The sequence below is a fragment of the Rhizobium sp. CG5 genome (assembly GCF_023701945.1).
Taxonomy (GTDB): Bacteria; Pseudomonadota; Alphaproteobacteria; order Rhizobiales; family Rhizobiaceae; genus Allorhizobium.
Genome location: NZ_JABAEF010000016.1, coordinates 99787 through 123942, shown reverse-complemented (window position 1 = coordinate 123942; position 24156 = coordinate 99787). Strand labels below are relative to the sequence as shown.

Annotated in this window: 22 protein-coding genes and 1 pseudogene; 17 read left to right on the top strand and 6 right to left on the bottom strand. The window is 61.0% G+C overall.

From position 1 onward, the window contains the following. Positions 1-75: 75 nt before the first annotated feature. Positions 76-987 (top strand): aminotransferase class IV, encoded by a 912-nt coding sequence (locus HGO38_RS23165; protein ID WP_250958194.1) that lies wholly within the window; start codon positions 76-78, stop codon positions 985-987. 309 nt (positions 988-1296) lie between these two features. On the opposite strand, the gene HGO38_RS23160 is transcribed toward HGO38_RS23165, so the two are convergent. Further along, positions 1297-2217 (bottom strand): LysR family transcriptional regulator, encoded by a 921-nt coding sequence (locus tag HGO38_RS23160; RefSeq protein WP_250958193.1) that lies wholly within the window; start codon positions 2215-2217, stop codon positions 1297-1299. 187 nt (positions 2218-2404) lie between these two features. Between HGO38_RS23160 and HGO38_RS31165 the strand changes: the two genes are divergently transcribed. The 7 genes from HGO38_RS31165 to HGO38_RS23125 all read left to right on the top strand — a co-directional run bounded on the left by HGO38_RS31165 (position 2405) and on the right by HGO38_RS23125 (position 10413). Continuing rightward, a complete protein-coding gene (locus tag HGO38_RS31165; protein ID WP_250958192.1) occupies positions 2405-3322 on the top strand; it encodes a serine hydrolase in 918 nt (305 codons plus the stop codon). A gap of 99 nt (positions 3323-3421) precedes the next feature. After that, entirely contained in the window at positions 3422-5047 is a 1626-nt protein-coding gene (locus HGO38_RS23150; protein WP_250958191.1) for an ABC transporter substrate-binding protein, read from the top strand. Between the two features lie 92 nt (positions 5048-5139). Then, positions 5140-6072 carry an ABC transporter permease gene (locus tag HGO38_RS23145; protein ID WP_250958190.1) on the top strand — a complete coding sequence of 311 codons (933 nt, stop codon included), beginning with the start codon at positions 5140-5142 and terminating at the stop codon, positions 6070-6072. Further along, the gene (locus HGO38_RS23140; RefSeq protein ID WP_250958189.1) at positions 6069-6902 is read left to right on the top strand and encodes an ABC transporter permease; all 834 of its coding nucleotides are present in this window, start codon (positions 6069-6071) and stop codon (positions 6900-6902) included. The genes HGO38_RS23145 and HGO38_RS23140 overlap by 4 nt, the downstream gene beginning before the upstream one ends. Beyond that, positions 6899-7879: an ABC transporter ATP-binding protein gene (locus HGO38_RS23135; RefSeq protein ID WP_250958188.1), complete on the top strand. Its 981-nt coding sequence runs from the start codon at positions 6899-6901 to the stop codon at positions 7877-7879. The genes HGO38_RS23140 and HGO38_RS23135 overlap by 4 nt, the downstream gene beginning before the upstream one ends. Beyond that, complete coding sequence (locus HGO38_RS23130) at positions 7872-8876, top strand: ABC transporter ATP-binding protein (RefSeq protein WP_250958187.1); 1005 nt, start codon at positions 7872-7874, stop codon at positions 8874-8876. The genes HGO38_RS23135 and HGO38_RS23130 overlap by 8 nt, the downstream gene beginning before the upstream one ends. A gap of 1 nt (position 8877) precedes the next feature. Next, positions 8878-10413, top strand: coding sequence for a L,D-transpeptidase family protein (locus HGO38_RS23125; protein ID WP_250958186.1), 1536 nt, complete (start codon positions 8878-8880; stop codon positions 10411-10413). A gap of 55 nt (positions 10414-10468) precedes the next feature. Here HGO38_RS23125 and queE read toward each other — a convergent pair whose 3' ends face one another. From queE to HGO38_RS23105, 5 genes and pseudogenes are all read right to left on the bottom strand, one after another. Next, entirely contained in the window at positions 10469-11203 is a 735-nt protein-coding gene (gene queE, locus HGO38_RS23120; protein ID WP_250958185.1) for a 7-carboxy-7-deazaguanine synthase QueE, read from the bottom strand. After that, the gene (queD, locus tag HGO38_RS23115) at positions 11200-11556 is read right to left on the bottom strand and encodes a 6-carboxytetrahydropterin synthase QueD (protein ID WP_250958184.1); all 357 of its coding nucleotides are present in this window, start codon (positions 11554-11556) and stop codon (positions 11200-11202) included. Before queD ends, queE begins: the two co-directional genes overlap by 4 nt. Beyond that, positions 11556-12266: a 7-cyano-7-deazaguanine synthase QueC gene (gene queC, locus HGO38_RS23110; protein ID WP_250958183.1), complete on the bottom strand. Its 711-nt coding sequence runs from the start codon at positions 12264-12266 to the stop codon at positions 11556-11558. The genes queD and queC overlap by 1 nt, the downstream gene beginning before the upstream one ends. Positions 12267-12477: 211 nt before the next feature. Continuing rightward, on the bottom strand, positions 12478-12870 hold the full coding sequence (locus tag HGO38_RS31160) for a GFA family protein (protein ID WP_352230506.1): 393 nt from the start codon (positions 12868-12870) through the stop codon (positions 12478-12480). 31 nt (positions 12871-12901) lie between these two features. Further along, a pseudogene (locus HGO38_RS23105) lies at positions 12902-13878 on the bottom strand (quinone oxidoreductase family protein). A 70-nt stretch (positions 13879-13948) separates the two neighbouring features. Between HGO38_RS23105 and HGO38_RS23100 the strand changes: the two are divergent. From HGO38_RS23100 to HGO38_RS23060, 9 genes are all read left to right on the top strand, one after another. Continuing rightward, a complete protein-coding gene (locus HGO38_RS23100) occupies positions 13949-14815 on the top strand; it encodes a LysR family transcriptional regulator (protein WP_250958212.1) in 867 nt (288 codons plus the stop codon). A gap of 559 nt (positions 14816-15374) precedes the next feature. Then, entirely contained in the window at positions 15375-16094 is a 720-nt protein-coding gene (locus HGO38_RS23095) for a TetR/AcrR family transcriptional regulator (protein ID WP_250958182.1), read from the top strand. Between the two features lie 283 nt (positions 16095-16377). Next, positions 16378-17664 carry an aminotransferase class III-fold pyridoxal phosphate-dependent enzyme gene (locus HGO38_RS23090; RefSeq protein WP_250958181.1) on the top strand — a complete coding sequence of 429 codons (1287 nt, stop codon included), beginning with the start codon at positions 16378-16380 and terminating at the stop codon, positions 17662-17664. A gap of 47 nt (positions 17665-17711) precedes the next feature. Then, on the top strand, positions 17712-19316 hold the full coding sequence (locus HGO38_RS23085; protein WP_502941620.1) for an ABC transporter substrate-binding protein: 1605 nt from the start codon (positions 17712-17714) through the stop codon (positions 19314-19316). A 1-nt stretch (position 19317) separates the two neighbouring features. Beyond that, complete coding sequence (locus tag HGO38_RS23080; RefSeq protein WP_250958179.1) at positions 19318-20331, top strand: ABC transporter permease; 1014 nt, start codon at positions 19318-19320, stop codon at positions 20329-20331. A 49-nt stretch (positions 20332-20380) separates the two neighbouring features. Continuing rightward, complete coding sequence (locus HGO38_RS23075; protein WP_250958178.1) at positions 20381-21235, top strand: ABC transporter permease; 855 nt, start codon at positions 20381-20383, stop codon at positions 21233-21235. An 11-nt stretch (positions 21236-21246) separates the two neighbouring features. Beyond that, on the top strand, positions 21247-22242 hold the full coding sequence (locus tag HGO38_RS23070) for an ABC transporter ATP-binding protein (protein WP_250958177.1): 996 nt from the start codon (positions 21247-21249) through the stop codon (positions 22240-22242). Further along, positions 22239-23258, top strand: coding sequence for an ABC transporter ATP-binding protein (locus HGO38_RS23065; RefSeq protein WP_250958176.1), 1020 nt, complete (start codon positions 22239-22241; stop codon positions 23256-23258). Before HGO38_RS23070 ends, HGO38_RS23065 begins: the two co-directional genes overlap by 4 nt. After that, entirely contained in the window at positions 23258-24142 is an 885-nt protein-coding gene (locus HGO38_RS23060) for a DMT family transporter (protein WP_250958175.1), read from the top strand. Before HGO38_RS23065 ends, HGO38_RS23060 begins: the two co-directional genes overlap by 1 nt. Positions 24143-24156: the final 14 nt, after the last annotated feature.

The window sequence follows — 24156 nt, the reverse complement described above, 5'->3', positions numbered from 1 at the left end:
CATGCGATGGACGAGGCCCGCGGCGCTGTTTGCGCCGCGGATCGGCCTCGCGCGAAAACCATAAGGAGGGAGACAATGGAGACAAACCGTTTTGCCGCCGGCGCCGCTTATGTCGACGGCCGCTATGTGCCGATCGCCGAGGCGAACGTCCACGTTACCGATTTCGGCTATCGCCGCTCCGACGTTACCTATGACGTTGTCGGCGTCACCGACGGCAATTTCTTCCGCCTTGACGACCATCTCCGCCGCTTCCGCGCCTCGATGGACGCGCTCCGGCTGAAGCCGCCGGAGAGCGACGACGCGATCCGGGCGATCCTCAACCGGCTGGTCGCCATGACCGGCCTCACCTCGGCCTATGTGGCGATGGACTGTCTGCGCGGCCTTCCACTTCCCGGCCTGCCGCGCCATCCGTTGAACGCCCGCAATTACCTGATCGCCTATGCCGTGCCATGGGTGTCGATCGCGACCGAGGAACATTTCGTCCGGGGCCTCCATCTGGTCATCGCAAAAACGCTGCGCATCCCGCCGGAATCCTTCGATCCGCGCGTGAAGAATTTTCACTGGGGTGACCTCACCGCCGGCCTGTTCGAGGCCTATGACAGGGGCGCCGACTATAGCGTCCTGCTCGATGGGGACGGCAATGTCACCGAGGGACCGGGCTTCAACGTTTTCTCGATCATCGATGGCGTGGTCGCCACCCCCGCACGCGGCGGCCTCGACGGCATAACGCGGCAATCCGTCTTCGAGCTTTGCAAGGAACTCGGCATCCGATGCGAGATCCGCGACGTGCCGGCGAAGGAACTACGCGAGGCCGACGAGATCTTCACCTGTACCACGGCCGGCGGCATCATGCCGGTGTCGCGCATTGACGGCCGCATCATGGGAAACGACCGGCCGGGGCCGATCTCGACCACATTGAAAGATCGCTTCTGGGCAAGGCGCGCCGAGGGCTGGCATGCAACGCCGGTGAATTACGACGACGTGTGAGGGGCGGCGAGCCAGATGTCCGGCCGCAATGGGATCGGTTGGTGTACGATAGCTTACCGATCCTCGCCCCTTTAAAGTGGACTGTCTGGAAACGGCGCCATTACGTCATTCATCCAGGCCGCAGCGAGCAGCAGTTTCCCGCCGATATTTGCCGTCCAAGGTCTTGAAGGGGTCCGTACCGGCCACGCGTTCTATGCGCGCTCGGCAGCAAATCCTCAATATGATGCAGCTCAGCGGGAGCCGCTAAATACAGCCCCCAATATTATGGCAGCGCTGCCTATTGAGGCAAAGAGGTCGACCAGAGCCCTCTTACTCTTCCAAAAGGCGATCGAGCAGGCGAGCCCGCTCACTGCAAACGGCCATCAGATGTTGAATAAGGTTTTCACCGCTGTTAACAACCGGGCGGTTGGCGGGTCGCAAGGCTGAGACGAGGAAACGCACCGACTGTGACAGCCGCCGAAGGATGATCGGCCTGTCGCGATATGAGAGGGCGGTCAGCGGATTGATGATCGCCAACCCGAGGCCGCATGCCACCATTTCGCACACTGCGTTGGCCGACTGCGTGCTGATCGACATCTTGCGCGTGACGCCGGCTTCGTCGAACATCCGGTCTATCTGCATGCGAAAGGGATCGTTCTCCCCCAGCGAAATGAAGTCCATGTCCCGAAAATCCTCCGGCGCCAGCACCTTTCGGGCGCACAACGGATGACCTGCGGGCAGAACACAGATCTGGTCGAAGCTGCCGACGGTGACGACATCGGCATTGGCCGCTGTATAGCTTCCCTCGACCAGGCCGATATCGAAATTGAAGCCGGAGATTGGCGACTGATTGCGCGGATCGGCTGTATCGATTCGGACTGACACGTGCGGATGGCTGGCGAGCAGCCGTCGCAGAGCCTCCGGCAGCAGATTCTGCGCAAAAGCCGGCAATGTTGCAATATACAGAATCTCGTCATAGGAGCCGCGCAGCCCGTCGACGCAGGCATTGATCCGGTCAAGGCCGATGAAGGACGCCTGCACCTCGTGATAGAGTTTCAGCGCCCGGGCCGTCGGATGCAGCCGCTGCCGGCGCCTCTCGAACAACGGAAAACCTACCGTGTCCTCCAGTCGCCTGAGTTCGCGGGTAATCGTCGGCTGCGACGAGGCCAGCGCCGCCGCTGCTGCCGTCACCGTTCCGAATTTCATCGTCGCTCGAAAAACTTCGATCTGCCGCAGATTGAGTTCAGCCATTCATATCCCAGCCGCCGTGTCGCCTCATGGTCGATTCATATCAAAATTGAATGAACTTGCAGCGCATTTTTCGTATCAAGGGTCGCGCATCGGGAATAGCTTCCTCCATGAAGATCGTGACATCGAAACGTGACCGGATCGGTTGGTGCCGTTTCCGGACACTTGCTCTGTTATCTCGGGATTGAACGTGAACGCCACAGGCTTCGACGCACTTCGCAACCGCATTCTCGAACTCGCCGCAGAGCGAAGCGGCGGTGCGCTCGGCCCTGAAGCCATCAGCCTCGCACTCATCGCTTATGATCGACCGCTGCGTGGGCGTATTGCAGACGCGCCGGTGCCGGCCGGTCGTTTCGGCTACCGGGATGACATCCCGGTCTATCCGGCCAGTATCGTGAAGCTGTTCTGTCTCTACGCCTTCGCAGCCTTCGAAGCGATAGAGCGGTTCAGGCCCGACGAGGAAGACCGCCGGGCCGCCCGCGCCATGATCGAACTGTCCTCCAACGAGGCCACCGCCTATCTGATGGGGCGCCTGACGGGCGCCTTCGACGGGGCCTGCCTCGACGAGGCCGACCTTGTCGATTGGTTGCGCGACCGCCATGCGGTGCAGGACTGGCTTTCGAGCCTGGGGATAACCGATTTTCACGACATCAACGTCCTGCATGCGACCTACGAGGACAGCCCCTATGGCCGCGCCTACCAGGCAAGGGCCCGCTCGCAGGCAAACCGGCTCACGGCGCGTGCCTGCGCCGCTCTGATGCGCGACATCGTCCATGGCACCGTGCCGTCCTCCGGCTGGATGATGGAATTGATGGACCGGACCGCTCAGCGACGCGCTCTTGCCGACACCGGCCATCCCGTCGAGGGGGACCAGGTGCTAGGATTTCTGGGCGAGGCCATGCCGGCCTCCACACGTCTATGGTCTAAGGCGGGACACACGAGCTGGACACGTCACGACCTCGTCTATGCCGAGACGGCTTGCGACCGAAGCTTCATCGCCTGCGTGATGACGGATAGCCGCTGGTCGGCGGCCGACACGACGTTCTTCCCGCAAGTCGGGCGACTGATCCACGAGGCCCTGGGCGAAGGGGGCAACCGCCCGACCTGACGATAGATTTTCTGCGCGGTCGCCCGCGCAGTAACAAGAGCATCGCTTAGAATGCTCGGAAAAAACTGAAGAAAAGAAATCCAACAGAGGGACAATGTCATGATATCAAAAGTTATATCCACCCGCCATCTGCGCTCGGCACGTTTTCTTCTCGCGGCCACGGCAATCAGCGTCCTTGCCCAGTTTTCACCGGTTCTGGCCCAGGATCCCATTCCCGGCGGTACGCTGCACCTCCCGGCACCCTACAGTTCCGCACTGAAGTCTCTCGATCCGCACATGACCTATGAATCGCAGGACATGGCGGTTTCCAAGGCTTTCCATCGCGAGCTTTACACCTGGGACTCGGCGACCAACCAGCCAGCGCTTGATCTCGCAACCTCGGTCGAAATGTCGCCGGACGGCAAGACCTACACCTACAAGCTGCATGACAACGCCTATTTCCACAATGGTCGCCTGATGACGGCCGATGACGTGATCTGGTCGTATACGCGCATCATGGATCCGACCAAGGGTTATCCGGGAGCGCCGATCATTTCCGAGATCGAAGGCGCGGAGGACTATGCGGCCGGCAAGGCGACATCGATCTCCGGTCTGAAGAAGATTGACGATTTCACCGTGCAGATCACCTTCAAGGGCTTCCGTGACCCCGGAACGATGCTGTTCGAATCCGTCACGGCCATCCTGCCCAAGGAGGAGGCGGACAAGCCGGAATTCCTCTCACATCCCATCGGTTTGGGACCGTTCCGGTTTGTCGAACATGTCGAAGGCTCACGCGTCGTCGGAGAGAAGTTCGACAAATATTACAAGCCCGGGAAACCCTATGCGGATCGGGTGGAGTTCACGATCACGGACGAATACAGCACGCTCGATGTGGCCTTCCGTGCCGGTGAACTGGATGCGACCGTGCTTTCCGGCAGCGCCTATGCAGCCTACAAGGCTGATCCGGAACTGTCGAAAGGACTGATCGAAGTCGCCGAACTCTTCACGCGCCACATGGGTTTCAACGTGCAGAAGCCGCCCTTCAACGATGTGCGCGTGCGTCAGGCAATCAACTATGCGGTGGATCGCGACATCATCATTCGCAAGCTCCTGAAGGACAAGGCCTTCAAGGCCACCGGCTGGCTGCCGATGACCTCGGTCGCCTTCGACAAGGACCGCAAGCCTTATGCCTATGATCCGGAAAAGGCCAAGCAATTGCTGAAGGACGCAGGTCTTGGGGACGGTTTCGAGTTTGAGGCCATGGTCACTGACGGAGAAAGCAGCCTTGGCGTCCTGCAGGCGATGACGCCCTTCCTGTCGGCGGTTGGGATCACGGCGAAGCCGAGGGTCGTGGAATCGGGAGTCCTGCTTGACGCCATCAATGCCGGCGAGGCGATGGTATGGTTCCGCTCCAGCGGTACCGGTCCCGATGCGGTCGGTGCGTTGCGTTGTTTCGACAGCCGCGTTTCGCGTTCCGGCTGCAACCGTAGCGGTTTTGCCGATCCAAAGTTCGACGCCATGATCGACGCTGCATCGACCGAGGCCGATCCGCAGCGCCGCATCGAGTTGGCGAAACAGGCGGATGGCTATATCTTCGAGCAGGCACCCGTCTGGTTCCACAACTACAACAAGGCGGTTGTGGCAACGCAGCCCTGGGTGCACGGCGTCGATGCCAATGTGACCGAGGCGGCGATCGTTGAGGTCGACCAGATCTGGCTCGATGAAAACGCTCCGGGCCGCAACTGAGCCGTCCCGTCCACACTGACGCAAACCTGCCCGATTCAAGCGCCGCACGTCTCTTTGTGCGGCGCTCTCAAGCCGGGAAAGAGGAATAATTCATGCTGATGGTGATTGCGCGGCGGCTGATGCAGGCGCTTCTAACTGTTGCCGTCGTGGTGACGCTGGTCTTCCTGCTGTTCAGCGTCATTCCCGGTAGCTTCATCGCGTCCTTGGCTGGAGAGAAACGCGATATCGATCCGGCTGTGATGGCCAGGATCGAGGAACAGCTGCATCTGAACGACCCCTTGCCCGAACGGTTCGGCCGCTATGTGGTTGACCTGGTGCGTGGCGATCTCGGTAGCTCCTTCTCCACCCGCAGACCCATTGTGGACATGCTGTCGGGACGTATTGTCGCTTCCTTCAAACTGGCTTGCGCGGCGATTGTCTTTGCCGTCGTCATCGGTCTGCCGCTCGGTTTCCTCGCCGCGGCCCGACCCGGCGGATGGATCGACATGCTGGCGATGATGGCGGCGGTGTCCGGCCTCTCGGTACCCGCCTTCTGGTTCGGCCTGCTGATGATGTATTTCTTTTCGCTGCAGCTCGGCTGGCTGCCGACCTTCGGTTACGGGCAGGGCGGATTGCGGCATCTGATCCTGCCGGCGCTGACGCTCGGTATCGGGCCGATGGCGCTTCTGGCAAGAACGACGCGGGCGGCAGTGCTTGAGGTGCGCAGTGCCGACTTCATTCGAACGGCGCGCTCAAAAGGCATGAGCGAGACCCGCATCGTCACCCGTCATCTTGCACGCAACGCCTTCGTGCTGGTGTTGACAACGATCGGGCTGCAGTTCGGGTCGATGCTGGGCGGATCGGTGGTGATCGAAAGCCTGTTTGCCTGGCCCGGCGTTGGCTCCCTGCTGATCCAGTCGGTCTCCCTTCGGGACATTCCCGCGGTGCAGGGCTGTATCCTCGTCATCGTGCTGTTCTTCCTGTTCATCAACACGCTGGTCGACATCGCTTACGTGCTGATCGACCCGAGGATCCGCTACCGATGAAACTTGTCCATCTGCTGCGCCCGAACCTGCTCGTGGGGGGAACGACCCTTGTTTTCATGGTCCTGGTGGCGCTTTTCGCACCGCTGATTGCCACCCACGACCCCATTCTCGACGCCAATCTGCTTTATGCGGAGGAGCCTCCAGGTCTTTCCTTCCTGATGGGAACCGATGAACAGGGGCGCGACATTTTCAGCCGCGTCGTCTATGGCGCCCGCATTTCGCTGGCGATCGGGTTGATCGTGCAACTGATGAATACCTGCGTCGGCGTCACGCTTGGCCTTTCGGCCGGCTATTTCGGCGGGTGGTGGGACGAATTCGTCCAGGGATTGACGAACCTGATGCTGGCCATTCCGACTGTCGTGTTCGCATTGGCGCTGATGGCGGTCCTCGGCCCGGGAATCCCCAGCCTGCTGATCGCGCTTGGCATGACAGACTGGGCCTATAGCTGTCGCATCAGCCGTGCGCAGGCTCTGTCGCAGAAATCGCGCAGCTATGTTCAGGCCGCCCAGACGATGGGCTATGGCCGTTTTCATATCATGTTTCGGGAGCTCCTGCCCAACATTGCAGGTCCGCTGATCGTGATCGCCACCATGGGTATCGGTTCGGCCATCATGGCGGAGGCGTCCCTCTCCTTTCTGGGACTGGGCGTTGTCCCGCCGGCACCGAGCTGGGGCTCAATGCTGTCGCATGCCCGCGAGCAGCTGATGACCGCGCCATGGGTCGCGATCTTCCCGGGCGTGGCGCTGTTCCTGACTGTCCTGGGCTTTAACCTGCTCGGCGATGGTCTGCGCGATCTGATCGATCCACAGGGAAAGGCGCGCCGGACATGAACGAGGATCCTATCCTTCACCTTGAGGATCTGCAGATCGCGTTGCACGCCAACGGCGAGGAGTATCCCGCCATCGACGGGGTCAACCTGCAGATCGGCCGCGGCGAAGTGGTCGGCCTCGTCGGCGAATCCGGTTGCGGCAAAAGCCTTTGCGCGCTGTCGGTCGCCGGCCTGCTGGACGGGCCGCTGCGGGTCTCGGGCGGGCGCATCCTATTCGATGGCGGAGATATCGCCCGTCTGCCCAACCGCAGCATGCGGATGCTGCGCGGCAGCCGCATCGCGATGATCTTCCAGGAGCCTATGACGGCGCTGAACCCGCTGATGACGATCGGCGACCAGATCGGCGAAATGTTCGTGCTGCATCGCGGCATGAGCCGGCGCGCGGCGCGCAGGCAGGCAATCGAAGCGCTGGAGCAGGTACAGGTGCCGGCCGCAAGCCGGCGCGTCGATGACTATCCCCACCAGTTGTCCGGCGGCATGCGTCAGCGTGTCATGATTGCTATTGCGCTCGCTTGTGATCCCGATCTGCTGATCGCGGACGAGGCGACGACAGCGCTCGACGTGACGATACAGGCGGAAATCGTCGAACTGATCCTGGATTTGTGCCGCGCCCGCGGCACGGCGGTGTTGATGATCTCCCACGATCTGGGACTGGTCGCGCGCGTCTGCAATCGCGTGGCGGTGATGTATGCCGGCCATCTGGTCGAAGAGCAGCCGGCAGACAGGATTTTTTCAAGCCCGCAGCATCCCTACACGCAAGGGCTGGTCGCCTCTTTGCCGCGGCTCGGACGGCGTCTTGTCGTTGGCCAGGCAAAGCTCGCCGACATACCAGGCGTGGTGCCGCAGATCCTCGATTATGGCAAGGGCTGCCGGTTTGCCCCGCGCTGCGCGCAGGCGATGGACCGCTGCAGCACGACAGCGCCCGGCACGACGCTGCTGGCCTCGGGTGGCAAAAAAAGGTGTTACCTGAATGGCTGAGAGCATGATCAAAATTGCCGAAGTCGAGCGCCCCGACATCCTGCGGATCGAGGATCTTCGGGTCCATTATCCCGTGCGGCAGGGCTACAGCTTCCGGCGTGGCTTTCTCAAGGCGGTCGACGGCGTCACCCTCAACCTGAAGGCAGGGGAATGCCTCGGCCTCGTCGGAGAGTCCGGCTGTGGAAAGTCGACATTGGCGCAGTCGATCCTCGGCCTTGTGCCGACGAGCGGCGGGCGCATCATTCTGGACGGACGGGAGGTCGTCGCTGCCGGCCGCGCCGGCCGGCTGGAACGCGCCCGCGTCGCCCAGATGGTTTTCCAGGATCCGTTTGCATCGCTCAATCCCCGGCATACCGTCGGTCAAAGCCTTGGCGGACCGCTGAAGCTGCACGGCATGGCGGACCCCGCCGAGCGCCACCATCGCGTCGAGGAGATGATGCGCAAGGTGGGCCTGCGGCCCGATGCGGTGCGGCGCTATCCGCACGAATTCTCAGGCGGCCAGCGCCAGCGTATCTGCATTGCCCGGGCGCTGATCGTGGAACCGAAGCTGGTTGTCTGCGACGAGCCGGTTTCCGCGCTCGACGTCTCGATCCGGGCGCAGATCATCAATCTGCTGCTGGAGCTGAAGAACGAACTGGGCGTTGCGCTGCTGATGATTTCCCACGATCTCGGTGTTGTGGAGCACATGTGCGACCGGATTGCCGTGATGTATCTCGGGCGCATCGTCGAGCAGGGGCATTGGAACGAGATCTTCACCGCCCCGGCCCATCCCTATACCCAGTCACTGATATCGGCGATCCCCGATCCGATGAACCCGGCGGCAGGTACCATCCGGCTGCGCGGCGAAACACCTTCGGCGCTGGATCAGCCGCCGGGTTGCGCTTTCAACCCGCGCTGCGACCGGGCAATGCCGGCCTGCCGCGAGGGTTCCATCCCGGATTTTTCCACTTTGTCGGCAACGCATGCCGCACGATGCCATCTCCTGCAAGGTCTCTGACATGAACGACGCTTCCACTTCCCTCCTCGTGCAGCCGATTATCAAAGTGCGCGCCGGACAACATCCTGACATGCCGCATCGCGGCACGCTCAGCATCGGTAACTGGACCATTCCCTGTGCGGTCGGCCGTTCCGGTCTGCGCGATCCGCGACTGAAGCGCGAGGGCGACGGGGCGACGCCGATCGGCACCTTCCCGCTGCGCTACGGCTTCTATGATCCGCAAGCGTTGGGAGATGCACCGCGCTCCTTCGCCTTCCCTTTTGTGGAGAAGCCCGCGAACTATTCCTGGGTGGAGGATCCGGAAAGCCCGTTCTACAACCAGTTCGTTCTGGATATGTCGCCTGACCTGCCGTCGCGGCGAGGCGAGCGCCTGTTTGACCTCTTCATTCCGGTGGGATGGAACGACTCGACGCCGCGCGCAGCCGGCGGCAGCGCCATCTTCATGCACGCCGCCCGGCCCGACTTCAGCGGAACGCAGGGCTGCATCGCGATCGCCCATGAGCAACTGCTCGAATTCGCCAGCCGGCTGAAGCCGGGCATGGTCATCGACATCGCTCCCGCAGCTGCCGAAGGGAGGGCGGCGGAGCGCGTCGAACCGGAGGGGATCGAATGCGTATCGTTCCATGCGCTGCGACCGGGACCACGGCTGATCGTCACCGGCTCCGTGCATGGCAACGAAAGCTGTGGCCCCCATGCCATTTCCCGCGCCATTGCCGAATTCCGTTCCGGTCGGCTGCAGCTGGCCTGCGGCAGCGTGACCTTCATTCCTGTTGTCAATGCGCTGGCCTATCGCTGGAACCGCCGCGAAGGCGACCGCAACCTCAACCGCGACCTGAGTGAAAAGCCGGTGCCGATGGACAATGAGGATCGTATCGCCAATGTGCTCTGCCCGCTGCTGCGGGATCATGACGTGCTGATCGACCTGCACTCCTTCAGTTCGCCCGGCCAACCGTTCGCGCTGATCGGTCCACGCGACAACGGCGATGTCCCGGAACCTTTCCGCAACGCGGCGGAGGAGGAAAGCCTGGTCAAGGCCCTCGGCCTGCCGATCGTTGTGCACGGCTGGATGGAGGCGCATGCACAGGCATCGCTTAATCGCGTGGAGCGCGGCTTTGCGCCGATCCCGCCGGCCCACGCGGTGGGCACGGCGGAATACATGCGCTTTGCCGGCGGCTATGCCGTGACCGTGGAGTGCGGCACCCACACCGATCCGCAGGCCGCGTCAGTTGGCTATCGCACGATCCTCAATGGCCTTTCTCATCTCGGCCTGGTCGTGGCCGACCCGATCCTGCCGAACGTGCCGCCGGGCGTCTGGGAGGTCTGCGAGGCGGTGATGGCGGATTCGGCAGACGACAGGCTGCTTCGCCAGTTCGCCGCCGGCGAACCGGTGAGCACTGGCGAAGTGATCGGCCGTCGGGCAAGCGGAGAACCCATCCGCGCGCCCTATGACGGCGCGGTCATCTTTGCCGGCCTGACTGCGGAACCTGGAACCGAACTCTGCTTCCTTTGCCGACCCAGCGACCGTCTGGCATCCTGATCGCAGGGATGCGAAAAGGCATTGCTCACCTGACGCTGGCGAGCCGCGCGCAGCCTCAGACTCCGCGTCTGTTGCCCCAGAGCAAAACATGCAGCTGCGGCAGCACATGGACCTCGAACCAGCCGTCGGCCGTAACCCTGTCGATGAGCCAGAGCATCCGGTCCATGATGCCCTCGACATCCACCTTCGCCGTGTCGCAATCGGGTGGCGGCGGTGTGTGATTGCCGGGCTGCAGGTAAACCGGAAGGTCTGTGTAGCGGGCCGCGGCGGTGCGGGCATAGGCGTAATCATCGTCATCGAAGACAACGATTTTCAACGTGATCCGCGGACCATTTCCCGCCAGACGCAGACAGGCATCAAAGGCATCCCAGTCCGTTTGCATCCCGCTCGACGGCGGCTTCGGGCTCAACACCAGGACGTCAAGATCGGCAAACCAGTCCTTGGCAAGGCTGCCCTGGGTCTCCAGGGCAAAGCGATAACCGTCGCGATGCCCGCGCTCAATGAGCCCGCCGAGCGACTGGATTGCCGGATTGCCGCCGGAGAGCGAGACCGTAAGCGGTCTTGAACCGGAAAGCCTTGTCACCTCCCGCCAGATCGCGTCGATCGACATCGGCAGCCAGTGATCGCGATATTCGCTCGCAACCGCATGCAGCGTGTCGCACCACGAACATCGATAATCGCAGCCACCGGTCCGGACGAAGACAGTCGGAAGACCCATCAGCACGCCCTCCCCCTGGATCGTCGGTCCGAAGATCTCGCTGATGCGTATCTGCGTCTCGCCGGCGGTCATGGCCTGTATTCCGCCCAGGTCTTCGGCGTTTCGCTGACGCGCACGGCTGATGTTTCCGGTAGTCTCGCCTTGCACCAGTCGTAGAAATGCTGTGCCAGACATTCCGCCGTGACCTGGTCATGGCCGAGAACTTCGTTCAAGTGTCGGTGATCGAAGTTGTCATCGATGTAGCGCTTGAGCGGTGCAAGCTCATGGTAGTCGCGAACGAAACCGTCGCCGTTGAGGGCAACTGCCGAAAGCTCCACCTCGACGATGTAGTTGTGGCCGTGCAGGCGCGCGCATTGGTGTTCGGCCGGCAAACGCGTCAGTTGATGCGAGGCGGAGAAGTGAAATTCCTTGGTGATGCGGAACACTACTTCCCCTCCTTGACGGAGAAGCGAGCGGTGACCGCCACCCAGAAGTCCGGGTCCTCGTAGTCGGTCGGGTCGGCGACCCCGGCAAGATGAAACGCCTCCCGCCGTTCGACGCAGGTTCCGCAGCGGCCGCAATGGCGCGCGCCACCCTTGTAGCACGACCAGGTCTCGGCAAATGGCGTACCGTTGTTCACGCCGTCGGTCACAATATCGGCCTTCGATATATGAACATAGGGCGCGTAGAGCGAAACGCTGGCATAGCCGTCGAGAGCCTGATCCTGCATCGCTCCAAATGCGTCTATGAAGCCGGGGCGACAGTCGGGGTAGATGAAATGATCGCCGCCATGCACGGCGACCCCGACGGCGTCGGCTTTCTGCGCCGCCGCAAGTCCGAAGGCGATGGCCAGCATGATCGCGTTGCGGTTCGGGACAACGGTCACTCTCATCGTCTCCTCGGCATAGTGCCCGTCCGGAATGGCGATATCGTCGGTTAAGGCCGAGCCGGTGAGATGGGCGCCGATATTGCTGATGTCGATGATCCGATGGGCGACGCCCAGCCGCCTGGCGCAGGCGGCGGCGAAGTCCAGTTCCTTTCGATGCCGCTGTCCGTAATCGAAGGAAAGAAGGCCGACGAGTTGATGTTGCGCTGCCACCTTATGGGCGAGCGAAACAGAGTCCAATCCGCCGGAGCAGATGACGATGGTGTTCACGATGTAGGATCCCTTGTTTTGACCGGGTGGGCTGCGACCGGATTACGGGTGCTTGTAAGACAAAGATGCCCCGTTGTGAAGACATGACGTGGCGCGTCAGTTTGCAGCTCTTCAACCAAGGCCAACTGTCGACATGCATTTGCCAATGTTGACTGCTTCGGCGGCATGCTTTCTGCCATCGTTGACCGCAAGGCATTGACAGCTGCTCTGGCTATTGCGACGGCAAATGTTGAGCCAATTTCATCCAGGAGAGCATTTCATCGGCATGGAACTGCCGATCGGGCCTGACCTCCTCGGGATTTTCGAGAAGAGCCGCATAGAAATGGGTCTCGTCTGGAAACCGGCCCGACTGATAGTAAAACGGCGATCCACATGTCGGGCAGAACCCTCTCGTGTTTCCGGGGCTGCTTTCGAACCTGGACGGCTCAACTCCGGTAAAACGCCACCTGCCGTTTTCCTGGCCTATCCATGTGGTGATCGGCGAAGCTGTCGCCCGGCGGCAGCTGTCGCAGTGGCAATGGCCGATCCAATTCTGGTTCCCGATGAGTTCGAAGGTACACGCACCACACAGGCAGCGTCCGCGAAGTATCGTATCGTCCAGCATGCGATAGCACTCCCTTTTCTGGCCCTCGCCGCTACCGCGACGGTACGAGCAGGATGCTCCCCGCAGATCGGCCGGACTCCATCTCTTCATGGGCCGCGGCAACATCAGCGAGTTTGTATTCCCCGGCAATGTGCGAGCAGATCCCAGCTTCCATCCATTTGACCGCAGCGTATGCTGCCTCCCGGTATCTGTCCACATCGGCGCTCCAGGCCATGATGCTGGGATGCGAGAGCGACTTGCCTGGCCGAAGCTCCTCCACGGCAACGGGTGGGATCGGACCGCCTGCCTGGCCGATCGTGATTGCCAGGCCGAAGGGTCGAACCGCGCGAATGCTCTTTAGAAGCATATCACCACCGATGCCATCGTAGCGACATGCACCCCTTGGCCATCGGTCAGTTGTCTGACTGCGCTGACGACGTCCGCTCCCCTGCCAATGATGACGTGATCCGCACCGTAGGATTTCGCAAGCTCGGCTTTTTCGGCGGAACTGACAGTGCCGATGACAGTCGCCCCTAAGGCCTTGGCGCTACGAACAAGAACACTTCCAAGCCCGCCGGCTGCTGCCTGAACAAGCACGATGTCTCCAGCCGAAACCCGGTAGGACTTTTGCAGGAGCATGAACGCAGTCATTCCCTTGAGGAGTGAAGCTGCAGCTGTTCGTGTGGAAACGGCATCAGGAAGGTGAATGACGCGGTTTGCAGGCAGAGTTCGAAGCGAACAATATGAACCGACAGGTGGTCCTGCATGGGCCACGCGGTCGCCAACCCTGAAGCCCTCGACACCCTCACCGACAAGTTCGACAATGCCTGCAGCCTCCACTCCGATCATGGCCGGATAGGACGGTAGCGGATACAATCCTCTTCGGTGGTAGATATCCACGAAGTTGGTACCAATCATCTCATGGCGAATGGTGATCTCCCCAGCTTTGGGCGCAACCACCGTCTGCCGATCGATCTGGAATTGGGCAACGTCACCGGGGGCGGTAAGCAATACGACCTGGTCGATCATCGTGTTCTCTCCTGATATCGCCTGATATTGCCCCATGGCATGGACGCTGAAAATTCCCTATTGTCGCCCAATGATTGGGAAGCAATTCACACAACTTGACTGGGACGATCTGAGACACTTTTTGGCGCTCTCGCGATCAGGCACACTGCTCGGCGCTGCCAAACAGCTTGGAGTCGAACATGCCACCATCAGCCGGCGTGTCGCCTCGCTCGAAGCAAAGCTCGGCCGCAAGCTCATCGATCGTCGCGGCCGTCGCATCATCCTGACCGCGGATGGGGAGCAAGTTGCAAGCCTCGCAGCGCCCATGGCGAGCCAGATTTCGGCTATCGAACAGCTTGGCCGTAGCAGTTCGACGGAAGCACGGGGCCACGTGAAGATCAGTGCTCCACCAGCACTATCGGCCGCCTTGCTGGCCGAACCTGTGGTCGCACTCAGAGAAAAATTTCCAGGTATCCAAATCACCCTTGTTGGTGAAAAGCGCTTTGCCTCCCTCGACAGGCGCGAGGCCGACATCGCCATACGGCTCTCCCGGCCGGAAGAAGGAGATTATCAGATCAGCAGGTTGGGCGTCATTGCCTTCGCTCTCTACGCGTCTGCCGATTACATCGAGCGGGTGCCCTCCGCCGAGTGGGTGTTCATCGGTTATGACGAGGCGATGAACGCCTCACCGCAGCAGCTTCGCCTTCTTGAAATCGCATTGACCCGCCCGCTTGCCATCAAGTCGTCCATCCTGGAGTTCCAGATCGCGGCAGCACAGGCCGGTGGAGGCGTGGTCATGCTGCCGGATTTCGCCGTTTCATTAACCATCGGACTACGGCGTGTCGGGGAGGAACGGCTGCTCGAACGAGAAATATGGCTGGTCGTCCATTCCGATGTGAAGGATGTCCCGGCAATCCGAGTGGTTGTCGAGGCGCTAAGCACAGCGTTCGGTCGCTAAATCTGTGATCCGGAGCACACAATGCTCTGAAAGACTTTGATTGCGGTGAAGGGAAGGCCGATCGACAGCTGGAGGAGGAGGAGTCTTTGCAGACCAAGGCTGTCGTCATGCAGAACGGCTGACGTCAAAAGCTGAACAAGCCGTAACCATCGACAGCCAGGTTTGACGGGCTGTTTGAGAGGATAGTTATAGCCGGCCGCTTCCTGATCAAGACGACCTTGTAGCAAGAGGGCCGCACCAGAAAAGACAGAGCGCGAAGACGGGACAAATGGCTCTGTCCCGTCGGCGCCGCGGTCCATGCCACGGCTTCATCGAAGCCGGTGCGCCGGTCTCAGCATTCCTGAAGGCGCCGCCGCACTCGGAACCCAAAGGGTACGTTGCCAATGCCTCGTTGTGGCTGGCGGCACGCCGCGAAATCGCCTTGGGCGCCTGCCGGCCTCGATAGACGAATTTCACGATTCTGTTGCCATTTTTAGCCATCAGCTTCGGCCCTTGGCTCATTGCCCCGAGGGGAATCCAAAATCAACTCAGAAGCCGAAGGGCTCGATCTGGCTGCCAGATGACAGTGTTTACAATCGCCATCCTGTTTACCTTCACGCAGAAGATCGGCTATTTGGTAGGGATGACCGATAAAGCCGAAGCCACCTCGCCAAACCAGCCGCGCCCGTCGCGGCGTAAGCGTGGCGTTGAGCGCTTCGAACTCCTGCTGGATGCGGCAGCGGCCGTTCTCGGCCAAAGACCGAACGAAGATATCAGTCTGGCGCAAATCGCAGAGAGCGCGGGCGTGCCGCTGGCGTCGGTCTATCATTTTTTCCCCAATCGCAATGCAGCGCTCGAAGCCCTGGCCAGCCGATACCATGGCCAGATCTTCCAGCTTGCCATGACGGAAGGATCGCACCCTCCGGACCGCTGGCAAGATGTGTTCATCTATCGCCTGCGTCGAAGCGCCGCCTTTCTCAATAGTGAGCCCGCAGCATTGCGTCTGTTCATGGGCGCGGGTGTCAGCGTCGAAATCCGCAATGTCGATGTCTCGGGCAATGCCGCCATTGCCGCGCGACGCGCCGAGTATCTGCGGGAGGTCTTCGACCTGCCGGCCATGCCGGACCTGGAGAAGCGGATCGCGATTTCGCTGGCCCTGATCGACGGCATCTGGGCGCTCTCATACGCCATGCACGGCCGTATTACCGACGAATATGTCGAAGAGGCGGTCATGGCGAGCTTGACCTATCTGCGCTGTTATCTGCCGGAACACCTGCAAAAACGCGCCACTGTGTCCTGAACACAATCCCCTATTCGAAATTTCTATCACCATTTTCAGATCCGCCGCCCCCTCGGAAGGATGCGACGAACCTCTCCCTTTGCCTGCTTGCACGTTGCATGGCCTTCAGGCCGGGAATCCCGTGCATATTTTAACCATGGCGCCCATGATTTGTGCAGCGCAAAATAATGTCTGCCGACTCCTCAGATTCAGATTGATAATCGAAATTTTTATCAATAACTTTTCTGACAAAGGGCCGTTATCGAGGCGGCTGACCGATTATCTCAATTTCCGGGCTATAAAAATGCGAACAAATTCGAAAAACAGCGAACTTCGGGAGCGGGCGCGCAAGGTCATCCCGGGCGGAATGTACGGACATGAATCCGTGGCCCTTCTGCCGCCGGATTTTCCGCAGTTTTTCTCAAAAGCCGAGGGCGCCCGGCTCTGGGACGCCGATGGCAACGCCTATGTCGATTACATGTGCGCCTTCGGTCCCAACCTTCTCGGCTACAAGCATCCGCAGGTCGAGGCCGCAGCCCGCGCTCAGGCGGACCTCGGGGACACGATGACGGGTCCGTCGGAATTCATGGTGAGGTTGGCCGAAGATTTCGTCGGCATGATCGAGCATGCGGACTGGGCGATGTTCTGCAAGAACGGCTCGGATGCCACGTCAATGGCCATGGTGATATCCCGTGCCCATACCGGTCGCCGCAAGATCCTGGTCGCCAAGGGAACCTATCACGGCGCCTCCCCGTGGAACACACCGGTCCAGAAAGGGATTCTTCCCGAGGACCGTGCGCACATCGTCTATTTTGCCTATAACGATCTCGACAGCCTTCGTGATGCGGTCAAAAGCGCCGACGGCGATGTCGCGGCGGTGTTTGCCACACCGTTCCGTCACGAGGTCTTCCACGACCAGACCAAGCCGCTGGACGTTTACGCCAAGGGCGTTCGCCAAATCTGCGACGAGGTCGGCGCGTTGCTGGTCGTCGATGAAATCCGCACCGGGTTCCGCCTGTCGCGCGATTGCAGCTGGGCACAGTTCGGCGTCAAGCCGGATCTGAGTTCCTGGGGCAAGGTTCTGGCCAACGGATATCCGCTCTCTGCCTTGCTGGGCGCTGAAAAGATCCGCGCGGCTGCGCAGACGATCTTCGTCACCGGCTCCTTCTGGTTTTCTGCCGTCCCGATGGCAGCCGGCGTGGAAACCCTTCGATTGATCCGTGAAACGGATTATCTCGAGCGCATGGTCGCCATTGCCGACAGGCTGCGGACCGGTATCGCAGAACAGGCGCTGCACCATGGAATCGGCATCCGCCAGACCGGCCCCTCGCAGATGCCCCTGATCCTTTTCGATGACGATCCGGACATGCGCTACGGCTATTTCTGGACGGCCGCCGCTGTCCGGCGCGGCGTCTATCTGCACCCTTACCACAACATGTTCATCACCTCGGCGCTGACCGAAGACGACATCGAGAAGACCCTCGACGTGACCAATGCGGCCTTCGAGGAACTCAAGCGGTCGTATTCATCGATCGAGCCGCAATCCAATCCGTTCGTCGCCGCGCGGCTGAACGCAAGTGCCGCCGCCTAACGCAAGATCGTCGCCAATCAACGATAACAGTGGGGAATGATATGACAATGACTGCCTTCACGCACAAGCTTACGTCTGCTCGCAGGCTTGCCTACATTCTGGCACTCGCCTCTTCGGTTGCAGGCCCGGCATTCGCAGCCGACCAGGATACGCTGGTCATCGCCCGTTCGATGGACGTCAACGCGCTCGATCCGGCACGCGCCTTCTGCGACACCTGCCAGATCTATCTGACATCGGTTTACGACACGCTGGTCACACTCGGCAAAGACAACAAGTCGGTCGAGCCGCGGCTTGCCAAAAGCTGGGAAATCAATGCAGACCAGACCGTTTTCACTTTCCATCTTGATACCAAGGCGGTCTTTTCGGATGGCTCACCTGTCGAGGCCCAGGACGTCAAATGGAGCCTGGACCGCCTGAAGAGCATCAAGGGCAGTCCTTCGTTTTTCATGGATGGCGTCACGTCGGTTGAAGCCCCGGATGCCGCGACGATCGTCATTACGCTCGAAGCGTCGAATGGCGAGTTTCTCAACAAGCTGACGGCAGGATTCACCGGCATCGTCAACAAGGATGTGGCCGCCGCCAACGGCGCGACAGCGGATGCGGACGCTGCGACGTCGGACAAGGCCGAAAACTGGTTCCTGGCGAATTCAGCCGGCAGCGGGCCGTTCAAGCTGACCGCCTATCGGCCGGATGACGAGCTGCGGCTGGTCCGAAACGATGCCTATTGGGGCAGCAAGCCGGCCTTTTCCGAAGTGGTCTTCCGCCAGTCGCAGGATGCCGTCTCCCAAGCACAGTTGCTTCAGTCCGGAGACGCCGATATCGCCATGCAGGTGGATTTTGACACCGCCGGATCGCTGGCGTCCGACGACATCAAAACCGACGTGATCCCGTCCTATAACTTCCTCTACATTGCCATCGGCGCTGGCGCCAAATCGGCGCCGATACCGATGACCCCGGATATCCGCGAGGCCATTGCATCGACCATCGACTACGACGGTGTCATCGAGTTTACCGTTGGCGGCCAGGGTGCCAAGCAATCCTCTCCGATCCCGAACGGCTTTCCCGGCACGACCGGACTGCCGGAACGCAAGCGCGATCTCGACAAGGCCAAGGCGCTGCTGGCCAAGGCCGGCGTCCCGGATGGCTTCGAGATCGAGGCGGTCTACCCCAACGACAATATCTACGGCGTCGATATCAACCTAATGATGCAGAAGGTCCAGCAGGATCTTGCCGAAGTCGGCATCAAGGTCTCGCTCAAGCCCTCGACCTATCCGGTCTGGCGCGACCAGATCAATGGCGACGGCATTCCGCTCACGGCTGTCTACTATGCGCCCGACTATTATGGCTCTGGCCAGTACGCCAACTACTTTGCCATGATGCCGGGGACGTCTTGGTCCAAGCGTGCGGGGGCTGCCAAGGATCCATCGGTCATCAATCCGAAGGAAGCCGAACTGCTCTCGAAGGCGCTGGCTGCGCCGTCCGCCGAGCAGGATGCAATCTTCCATGACCTTGGTCTGGAAATGATGAAGGACAACATCATCATTCCGATGGTCAGCCCCAATCTCGTTCTCGCTTATCGCAGCGATATCGAAGGGGTTCGCTATAGCGCCTGCTGCAACCTGCCGCTTGCCGAAATCAGCCGGAAGAAATGACATGCTTCGCTTCATCCTGCGTCGCCTCCTCGCAACACCCCTGCTCTTGCTCGGTGTTGCGACCGTTGCCTTCTTCCTGTCGCAGATGACCAAGGGTGACCCGCTCTCAGCCATCGTTCCCGAGCGGCAGATGAACAACCCGGAGATCGTGGCGGCGGCGAAGGAGAAGTGGGGGTTGGATAAGTCGCTGTTCGAACGGTACGCGATCTATATCGGCAACCTCGTGCAAGGGGACCTCGGCGTGTCTTTCTCCACGCGCCGCTCCGTCAGCGACGATATTGCCGAGCGGTTGCCAGCGACGTTCGAACTCGTCAGCGCGGCAATGTTGATCGCCACGCTGTCCGGCATCGCCATCGGGGTCGTGGCGGCCCGTTATCGCGATGGTCCCGCCGACTATATCTCGCGCATGTTCTCGCTGGTCGGCTCATCGTTACCCGTCTTCTGGTCAGGCCTGCTCCTGCTCTTTCTGTTTTCCGTTAAACTCGACCTCTTCCCCGGACCGGGTCGACTGGATGCGCGAACAGCCGCACCTGCCGGGATCACCGGCTTCTACACCATCGATTCCCTTCTTGCAGGTGACATTCCCCTCTTTCTTGAAAGCCTTCACCACCTCGTGTTGCCGTCGCTGATCCTTGCCTGGTCGGTGGTCGGCATCATCGTCCGGCTGGTGCGCTCGAGCATGCTGGAAGTCATGGGACAGGATTATATCCGCACGGCGCGGGCAAAGGGTGCAGGTGAGACGCGCGTCATGATCAATCATGCCCTGCGCAATGCTTTGATCCCAACGCTGACAATCATCGGCTTTTCCTTTGCCTATCTCATCACCGGCGCCGTCCTCACCGAAACGGTCTTTTCCTGGCCCGGGATTGGCTCTTACGCGGTCAGCTCGGCCAGATCTCTGGATTTTCCAGGAATTATCGGTGTGACGCTGGTCGGCTCGGCCGCGTTCCTGCTGGCCAATCTGCTGACCGACATCGCCTATGCCTTCGCCAACCCTCGCGTCAAACTTCAGTAAGGCCGCCCGAATGGAATTGTCGCCAACACTTGGAGCGGAGCGGAAAACAATGATCGTTTCGTCTGTCAGCAAACGGCGTCTGTCATCCTCTCTGACGTGGATCGCCAAGCTGTCGCTGCCGGCCAAGATCGGCGGTGTGGTCATTCTTTTCTGGATTATAACGGCGCTGACGGTGTCGCACTGGGGCCTGCCGGACCCCATGCAGATGGCCGGTCGCCGGCTACTGGCCCCAAACCTCAAAAACTGGCTCGGGACGGACGCCCTCGGCCGCGACGTTCTCTCCCGCACCCTTTACGGTGCCGTCTATTCCGTGCCGATCGCCCTGCTCGTCGTTGCCGCCGGCGTCGCCATCGGCGCTGTCCTTGGCGCGATTGCCGGATATGTCGGCGGGGTCGTCGACGGCGCCATCATGCGGCTCGTCGATGTGACCGTTTCCTTTCCGCCCATTCTGCTTGCCATGACGGTTGCCGCCACGCTCGGGCCCGGCATCGTCAATGCGGCGCTCGCCATGGTGATCGTCTGGTGGCCGGTTTACGCCCGCCTGATGAGGGCACAGGTGCTGGAAGTGAAGGAGCGTGAACATGTCGAGGCGGCGATTGCCGGCGGCGCCGGACACCTTCGTATTCTGAGGGTTCATATCTTGCCGCTCTGTTGGACCCCGATCCTGATCAACGCCACCATGGATTTCGGACAGGTCGTGCTGCTGGCTGCCTCGCTGAGCTTCATCGGTCTGGGGGCAACTCCACCATCGCCGGAATGGGGGTCCATGATCTCGGAAGGCGCATCCCGCTTCTACAATTGGTGGATCGCGCTTGGACCTGGGATCGCTATTCTCAGTCTGGTCCTCGGCTTCAGTTTTCTCGGCGACGGTCTGCGCGATCTGCTTGATCCGCGGTCAAAGTGAAGGAGTTTCCGATGGAAATGTCAGGCCAGCCGCCGCTTCTGGAAGTTCGGGACCTGCGCGTCAGCTTTGGCGCCGGGAAGGACGCGGCCGACGCGATCTGCGGTGTCGACCTGACGCTGAACGCTGGAGAGGTGCTCGGCATTGTCGGAGAATCAGGTTCGGGCAAAAGCGTGACCATGATGGCCCTGATGCAGCTTCTGCCGTCTTCATCCCGCACGACCGGAAGTGTGCGTTTCAAGGGCAAGGAACTGATCGGCATGCCCGCGCGTGATATGACGCGGCTGCGTGGCTCGCGCATCGGCATGATCTTCCAGGATCCGTTGACGGCCTTCAATCCGGTTCTGACAATCGGACAGCAGATCGTCGAAGCCATCCGGCTCCACGACCGCGATCTCTCCAAGAAAGCGGCCTTGAACCGGGCCATTGAACTCCTCTCGGAGGTCTCGATCGCGCAGCCCGATCGACGGGTTCACCAGTATCCTCATGAATTTTCAGGCGGCATGCGCCAGCGCGCGATGATCGCGATGGCGATCGCCAACCGGCCGGATCTTCTGATTGCCGATGAGCCGACGACCGCCCTCGACGTGACGGTTCAGGCCCAGATCATGGATCTTCTGCACAAATTGCGGGAAGACCTGAACATAGGCATGGTCCTGATTACCCATGATCTCGGGGTTGTTGCGGGCGCTGCGGACCAGATCGCGGTCATGTATTCCGGCCGCATTGTCGAGCGCGGCGCAGTGCGCGACGTGTTTCGCCATTCTCGCCATCCCTATACCCGCGGCCTTCTCGGCTCGCTGCCAAAGCTGAACGGTAGCGGCGGACCGCTGGTTGCCATTGAAGGCATGCCGCCATCGCTGCGCAATCGCCCGCCAGGGTGTGCGTTTCGCCCACGATGTCGGTTTGCAGCTGGCATTTGCGCCACTGAAGTGCCGCCCCTTCTTCCGGCAGGTGTCGTCGAAAGCGCCTGTCACGTCTCGCAATCCCTGGCGGAGAATGCCGCATGACCGAACCGGACGCCATCACACCGCTCCTGGAGGTCCATGGGCTGGTCAAGGAATTTGCCGTCGGACGCGGACTGATCTTCAACAAGCCGACAGGACATGTGCGTGCCGTAAACGGCGTCTCGTTCAAGGTCGCTCCGGGCGAGACGCTCGGACTGGTCGGAGAGTCCGGCTGCGGCAAGTCCACGCTTGGCCGCTGCATCATGCGTCTGCTTAAGCCCTCGTCCGGCGAAGTGCGCATTTCCGGACGGGACATCGCAATGGCCTCTCCCCGGGAACTGCGTGCCATTCGCCAGGACATTCAGATCGTCTTCCAGGATCCCATGGCGTCCCTCCATCCGCGCATGACGGTTCGGCGCATTCTTGAGGAGCCATTACGACTGAAAAACATGTCCGGGTCGGACATGCGCCGACGGGTCGATGAGCTGCTCGATCTTGTGCAATTGTCGCTGGAGATCGCCGAGCGTTTCCCGCACGAGCTCTCCGGCGGGCAACGCCAGCGCATCGGCATTGCCCGCGCGCTGGCACCGCAGCCAAAACTGATCGTGCTCGACGAACCGGTATCGGCGCTCGACGTCTCGGTTCAGGCCGGCGTTCTGAACCTGCTTCAAGGACTGCAGCAGCGGTTTGGGATTTCCTATCTGTTCATCGCTCACGATCTCGCGGTGGTCAAACATATCTCGCACCGTGTGGCGGTGATGTATCTGGGCGGTATTGTCGAGATCGCGACGTCTGAAGATCTCTACACGCGGCCCCAGCACCCCTATACCCAGGCGCTGCTGTCGGCTGTTCCCGTCCCTGATCCGGACGTGGAGAAGGGGCGCAGCCGGATCGTCCTGCAGGGCGACGTTCCAAGTCCCATGGATCCGCCCAGCGGCTGCCGTTTTCGAACCCGATGCTGGAAGGCGACGGAAGCCTGCGCACGCCTTGAGCCTGCGTTACGTCAAAGCAAGGCCGGGCATTTTTTCGCCTGTCACTATCCTGAAGATGAGACGCTTCAGTCTGCGGGAATTCATTAATGCGCTACCGCGATTTCCTCCTTCTGATGGGCGTCTGCCTGATCTGGTCCCTCAACGTGATCATCGGCAAGATCATGCTGAGTACCTATGCCATCCCGCCATTCTACTACGCCGCCATCCGGTTTCTGGGCGTTGCTGCCGTGCTCGCGCCACTGCTTCGACCGATCCCAAAGCGCATCAGCCAGGTAGTTTTGGTCGGCCTGCTGGTGGGTGCAGGTCATTTCGGCTTCCTGTTTCTGGGGCTCAGTGCTGCCTCACCCTCAAGCGCCGCAATCGTTCTGCAACTCGGCATCCCTCTGACGGCACTGCTGTCGGTGGTCTTCCTGGGCGAACGCATATCCAGCCTGCGGATCCTTGGGATCGCCCTGGCTCTGGCCGGCGTGATCAGCGTGATATGGAACCCCGCGGAAATGACCGCTTCGATCGGCCTGGTGGCGATCGTCATATCGACCAGCGCGCTTGCCATCGGCGGCATCTTTCTCAAGCGCCTGCCGACGATTACACCGCTGAGGCTGCAGGCCTGGGTCGGGTTGGTTTCATGGGCACCGCTGGCGCTTGCCTCCTGGATCTGGGAAAGCGGGCAGGTCACGACCTCGCTCAACGGCGGTTATGCCTTTATTGCCGCCACGCTGTTTTCCGTCCTCATCGTCACGGTGATGGCCCATACGACCTATTTCGGCCTGCTGCAGCGTTACGACGCCAGCATGCTCGTGCCATTGACGCTGGCGATGCCGATCATGACCATGCTGCTGGATGTCCTGTTTGTCGGCGGCCATCTCGGCTGGCACACCATCGTCGGCTCAGCGATCGCGCTTTCCGGCGTCCTGATCACGCTTAAGGCTCAGCCATCTGTCCGCCGCGGCCCGGTTCCGTCGGAAACCTGACCTGCCTCCCTTTC

Coding starts and splice junctions, on each gene's coding strand:
- HGO38_RS23160 (WP_250958193.1), bottom strand. CDS start 2,217: ATGGCTGAACTCAATCTGCGGCAGATCGAAGTTTTTCGAGCGACGATG.
- HGO38_RS23150 (WP_250958191.1), top strand. CDS start 3,422: ATGATATCAAAAGTTATATCCACCCGCCATCTGCGCTCGGCACGTTTT.
- HGO38_RS23130 (WP_250958187.1), top strand. CDS start 7,872: ATGGCTGAGAGCATGATCAAAATTGCCGAAGTCGAGCGCCCCGACATC.
- HGO38_RS23075 (WP_250958178.1), top strand. CDS start 20,381: ATGATCGTTTCGTCTGTCAGCAAACGGCGTCTGTCATCCTCTCTGACG.
- HGO38_RS23125 (WP_250958186.1), top strand. CDS start 8,878: ATGAACGACGCTTCCACTTCCCTCCTCGTGCAGCCGATTATCAAAGTG.
- HGO38_RS23145 (WP_250958190.1), top strand. CDS start 5,140: ATGCTGATGGTGATTGCGCGGCGGCTGATGCAGGCGCTTCTAACTGTT.
- HGO38_RS23095 (WP_250958182.1), top strand. CDS start 15,375: ATGACAGTGTTTACAATCGCCATCCTGTTTACCTTCACGCAGAAGATC.
- HGO38_RS23080 (WP_250958179.1), top strand. CDS start 19,318: ATGCTTCGCTTCATCCTGCGTCGCCTCCTCGCAACACCCCTGCTCTTG.
- HGO38_RS23135 (WP_250958188.1), top strand. CDS start 6,899: ATGAACGAGGATCCTATCCTTCACCTTGAGGATCTGCAGATCGCGTTG.
- HGO38_RS31160 (WP_352230506.1), bottom strand. CDS start 12,870: ATGCTGGACGATACGATACTTCGCGGACGCTGCCTGTGTGGTGCGTGT.
- HGO38_RS23065 (WP_250958176.1), top strand. CDS start 22,239: ATGACCGAACCGGACGCCATCACACCGCTCCTGGAGGTCCATGGGCTG.
- HGO38_RS23140 (WP_250958189.1), top strand. CDS start 6,069: ATGAAACTTGTCCATCTGCTGCGCCCGAACCTGCTCGTGGGGGGAACG.
- HGO38_RS23165 (WP_250958194.1), top strand. CDS start 76: ATGGAGACAAACCGTTTTGCCGCCGGCGCCGCTTATGTCGACGGCCGC.
- HGO38_RS23070 (WP_250958177.1), top strand. CDS start 21,247: ATGGAAATGTCAGGCCAGCCGCCGCTTCTGGAAGTTCGGGACCTGCGC.
- HGO38_RS23060 (WP_250958175.1), top strand. CDS start 23,258: ATGCGCTACCGCGATTTCCTCCTTCTGATGGGCGTCTGCCTGATCTGG.
- HGO38_RS23090 (WP_250958181.1), top strand. CDS start 16,378: ATGCGAACAAATTCGAAAAACAGCGAACTTCGGGAGCGGGCGCGCAAG.
- queE (WP_250958185.1), bottom strand. CDS start 11,203: ATGACCGCCGGCGAGACGCAGATACGCATCAGCGAGATCTTCGGACCG.
- HGO38_RS23100 (WP_250958212.1), top strand. CDS start 13,949: ATGATTGGGAAGCAATTCACACAACTTGACTGGGACGATCTGAGACAC.
- HGO38_RS23085 (WP_502941620.1), top strand. CDS start 17,712: ATGACTGCCTTCACGCACAAGCTTACGTCTGCTCGCAGGCTTGCCTAC.